General features: G+C 67.4%; 4 protein-coding genes and 1 pseudogene. 2 read left to right on the forward strand and 3 right to left on the reverse strand.

What is annotated here, in order from left to right; genetic code table 11:
- Positions 1–950, reverse strand: a 950-nt coding sequence (locus ACZYZ3_RS20365; RefSeq protein ID WP_463965582.1) for a cation transporter, incomplete at its 3' end; no start/stop codon positions are given.
- Positions 951–1667: 717 nt separating this feature from the next.
- Here ACZYZ3_RS20365 and ACZYZ3_RS20370 point away from each other — a divergent pair.
- The gene (locus tag ACZYZ3_RS20370) at positions 1668–2012 is read left to right on the forward strand and encodes a heavy-metal-associated domain-containing protein (RefSeq protein WP_463965583.1); all 345 of its coding nucleotides are present in this window, start codon (positions 1668–1670) and stop codon (positions 2010–2012) included.
- Between the two features lie 63 nt (positions 2013–2075).
- Here the strand turns inward: ACZYZ3_RS20370 and ACZYZ3_RS20375 are convergent, their stop codons facing one another.
- Together ACZYZ3_RS20375 and ACZYZ3_RS20380 are read right to left on the reverse strand one after the other, a co-directional pair.
- On the reverse strand, positions 2076–2510 hold the full coding sequence (locus ACZYZ3_RS20375; RefSeq protein WP_463965584.1) for a hypothetical protein: 435 nt from the start codon (positions 2508–2510) through the stop codon (positions 2076–2078).
- Between the two features lie 47 nt (positions 2511–2557).
- Positions 2558–3010, reverse strand: a complete 453-nt coding sequence (locus tag ACZYZ3_RS20380) for a universal stress protein (RefSeq protein WP_463965585.1) — start codon at positions 3008–3010, stop codon at positions 2558–2560.
- A 205-nt stretch (positions 3011–3215) separates the two neighbouring features.
- Between ACZYZ3_RS20380 and ACZYZ3_RS20385 the strand changes: the two are divergent.
- Positions 3216–3408: pseudogene (locus ACZYZ3_RS20385) on the forward strand (hypothetical protein); the annotation flags it as partial.

A 3408-nucleotide genomic window follows, 5' to 3' on the forward strand; every position in this document is an offset into this window, starting at 1 on the left:
GCCTCGTTCGCCCCGCCGCGTGCACGCATCTCGAACCAGTGGCCCAACAGCACGAAGGAGGTCAGGACGGTGGCGGCTTCGTAGAACACTTCCCCGCCGCCGGTGAAGGTGACCCAGACGCTGTAGAGCCATCCGGTACCCACGGCGATCGCGACCAGGACCATCATGTCCAGGGTGCGGGCCTTCAGCGCCCGGTAGGCGCCGTCGAAGAAGATCCAGGCGGAGTAGAAAATGACCGGAAGGGACAGGATCAGGGCCATGACGTCGTCACGAAGCCCGAACGGGGTCGGTGCGGTGAAGCCGAACATGTCCCGGCCCATCGGGGACCAGAGCGTCACACCCACTGACAGGATCGCTGCGACCAGGAACCGGTTGCGCATGTCCTTGACCATGTCATCCATCGACATTCCGCCGTGGTGTCCGCCGTGGCCCATCATGTCCTGCGGGGTCCGGGGCAGCGCAGCGTGCGGGCCCGGGCCGTGGCCGGTATGGCTGTCCGCCGGAGTATGGACATGGCCGGGGTGGGGTTCCGCCATTTCCGGCGCATGACCGGCGTGCATTCCCTGGTGATCCGGCTCCGTCGGGTGCACATGCTCCACCGGACGTGCTGCACCCGGGTGGACGTGCCCGGACGGCTGGCCTGCGCCGGCCTTGCCGGCGGTGTCATGCCCCGCCGCGGGGGTGCGCGCTGTTTCTTCCATCGGGTAGCAGACGTGGTCGGGGACCGCTTCGCCCCGGCAGTGGTATCCGCAGTCCCGGATCCATCCGGAGATCTGCTCCACGGAGGTCACGGACGGGTCAAAGCTCACGGTCGCGGTCTGGGCGACCGGGTTCGCATCGACGGCGGCGACTCCGGGCCGCCGCAGCAGGACGTGTTCGACGACCGTCTTGGAGGTGGCCCAGTTCAGACCGCGGACTTCCACGACGGTGCGTTTCAGAAGCGTAGTCATCGCTCCTCCTTCTACGCCGGGACTGCCCGGCAGGATGGCCGGATCAGCAGGCAGCCTGTGGCTGTTGGCCGGTGCCGGTTGGTGATCGGGTGTGGGCTTGGGGTCGGAAGGCAAGGTGCGTCCTTTGGCAATGAGGGAATCCGGGGAGGGCGGCGGGCTCTGTCCACCCGTAGCCGGACCTTCATTGCGTATGGGCTTTCGCCCGGGACGTCGTTTTCCGGTTATGCCGAACATATACCCCCTAGGGGTATGCGTCAACGTCTGTGCCCTGGCATGGCGGCGGATGAAGTTCGGCGTCTCTGGCGCCCTATCAGATGTAGCCCCGGACGCCTTACTGCCTCCTGACGGCGTGCGGGCGCACGAGTGCCCTTGCGGTTCACTATCAACCCGCCCGGCCTACCGCATCAGAGTCTTTGGTCCCCTTGCCTTGGCCTCGCCGGCCGTGGATCAGATGGCCGCTTTCCCCGGGAGGAGCTGCAGGCCGGGCGCGAGCCTGGTCCAGGGGTCAAGCGGGAGCCCGCAGATCCTTTGAATCACGCCACACTGTCCCCTCCGAGGAATAGGGATAGCAGGATGGCACTATTAACTCTTGCGCCCCATACCCCCAGGGGGTATCCTTGGAGTGTTGTCAGTGACGTGGTTTGTCCGGGCCCCAGGCCGCTACAGCCGTTCAACCACAACATCCCCCTTTATCCCTCGCTTCGAAGGAAAACTGACATGTGCGGAACAACCGAAACACGTACCCAACTCCCCCTGGCCTCCAGCGCGGAACACGGCTGCAGCTGCTGCGCCCCCGCGGCCGAAACGCAGGCGGCGGCGCCGGCCGCCGGAACGCCGGAGGCTCAGGCGTCCCGCACGCAGTACGCCTTGGAAGGGCTGACCTGCGCGCACTGCGTCCAGACCGTCGAGAAGGCCGTGTCCCGGGTATCCGGGGTCCAGTCAGCGGCCGTAGAACTGGTCCCGGGCTGCACGTCGCGCCTCAGTGTCACCGGCACCGCAGACCAGGAGGCGCTGACTGAGGCCGTGCGCGCCTCCGGCTACGTCCTGACCGGCGCGAAGTAGCGTTCCACGGTCCATTGGCTGCGGCGATGCCTCGCTACCGGGTGTTCAGGGATTCCTGGGTGTTCAGTGGCCTCCGGTGTGCTCGCTAGTGTGGCCCGGGGTGGGTACCGGGCCCGGCGTCACGTCGCCTCCGGTGCCGCTGATGGCCGGGCCGATGACAAACGCTGACAGGGAGAACATGGCGGCGAAAACCAACAGTCCCAGCGCCGGCGCGATCCAGCTGCCAAACCGCCGGTAGAGGCGGACCAGCATGGGAATGGATGCCAGAAGCCCGAGTGCCCCGAACAATGCGGTGCCACCGGAGCCGGCCACCAGGGCGGTTCCGGCGAGCAGACCTATGTGGTGCAGGACGTGCGGAAGGAGGCCCATGATCAGGCCCACCGCTCCGACCACCGTGTGCCACAGCGCGTGGAGCCTGCCCCGGACGGTCCGCCCCGGAACGGCTCCGCCGTCGGGACCGGCCGCCGGATACCGGTGGGAGGAGTGGTCACCGGTCACAGCCGCTGCTTTCGCCGGAGGGGTCGCCTTGCGGGTCAACGGATCACTCATTCCTCGCCGGCGGACCGGGACCGGTTCCGGACCACGAGCACCGGGCAGGGTGCGTGATGGAGAACCTGCGTGGACACGGAGCCGAGCAGCAACCCAGTAAATCCTCCGAGACCACGGGAACCCACAACCAGCAGGTCAGCGTTCCCGGCGGCCCGCAGGAGCACGGCGGCCGCGTTTCCCCGGACAACCTCACCGGTCACCATCACGCCCTCGCTGTCCACGCGCTTCAGGGCCTCGTTCTGGAGCTGACGCGCGGCCTGAGGGAAGACGTCCGGGTCCCAGACCATGCCTTCCATGCCAACGGTTGCGGGCGGGAACTCCCAGGCGGTCACGGCCCTCACCTGGCCGTTGCGCAACCGGGCCTCCGTGACTGCCCATTCCAGGGCAAGGCGCGACGGGGCAGAACCGTCCACCCCGGCCACGATACTGAATACCCCGTCGCCGCCCACGAGCGCCGCCCTCCTCCAAGTCCTGCAACTGTTGCCCTTAGTGTGGTCCCCCCAGGGTTTTACCCGCAAGATCGTACGTCCCCACCACGTGCACCGGCCAGTGGCGGAAACAGAATCCGGTGCAGGATCGTTGTACGGGTAAGTGCACTGCCGCCGGGCCGGTAGCCTTGAAAGAGATAGCCCGCCACAGGAAGGAAGGACCGTCATGACCGCACCGGCACACGCCGCCGCGATCGCGTTCCTTCGCCGTGCGGGCCTGCTTACCGCGGTCCTGGCCCTTATCGCCGGGATTTTCGGCATGCACGTCATGACCGCCACCCATGCCACGCACTCCCCGGCCACGGCGGATGCAACCGTCAGCGACCATCACGATTCTTCCCCTGCCGGCCTCGCGGGAG

Source organism: Pseudarthrobacter linnaei, from assembly GCF_055412825.1.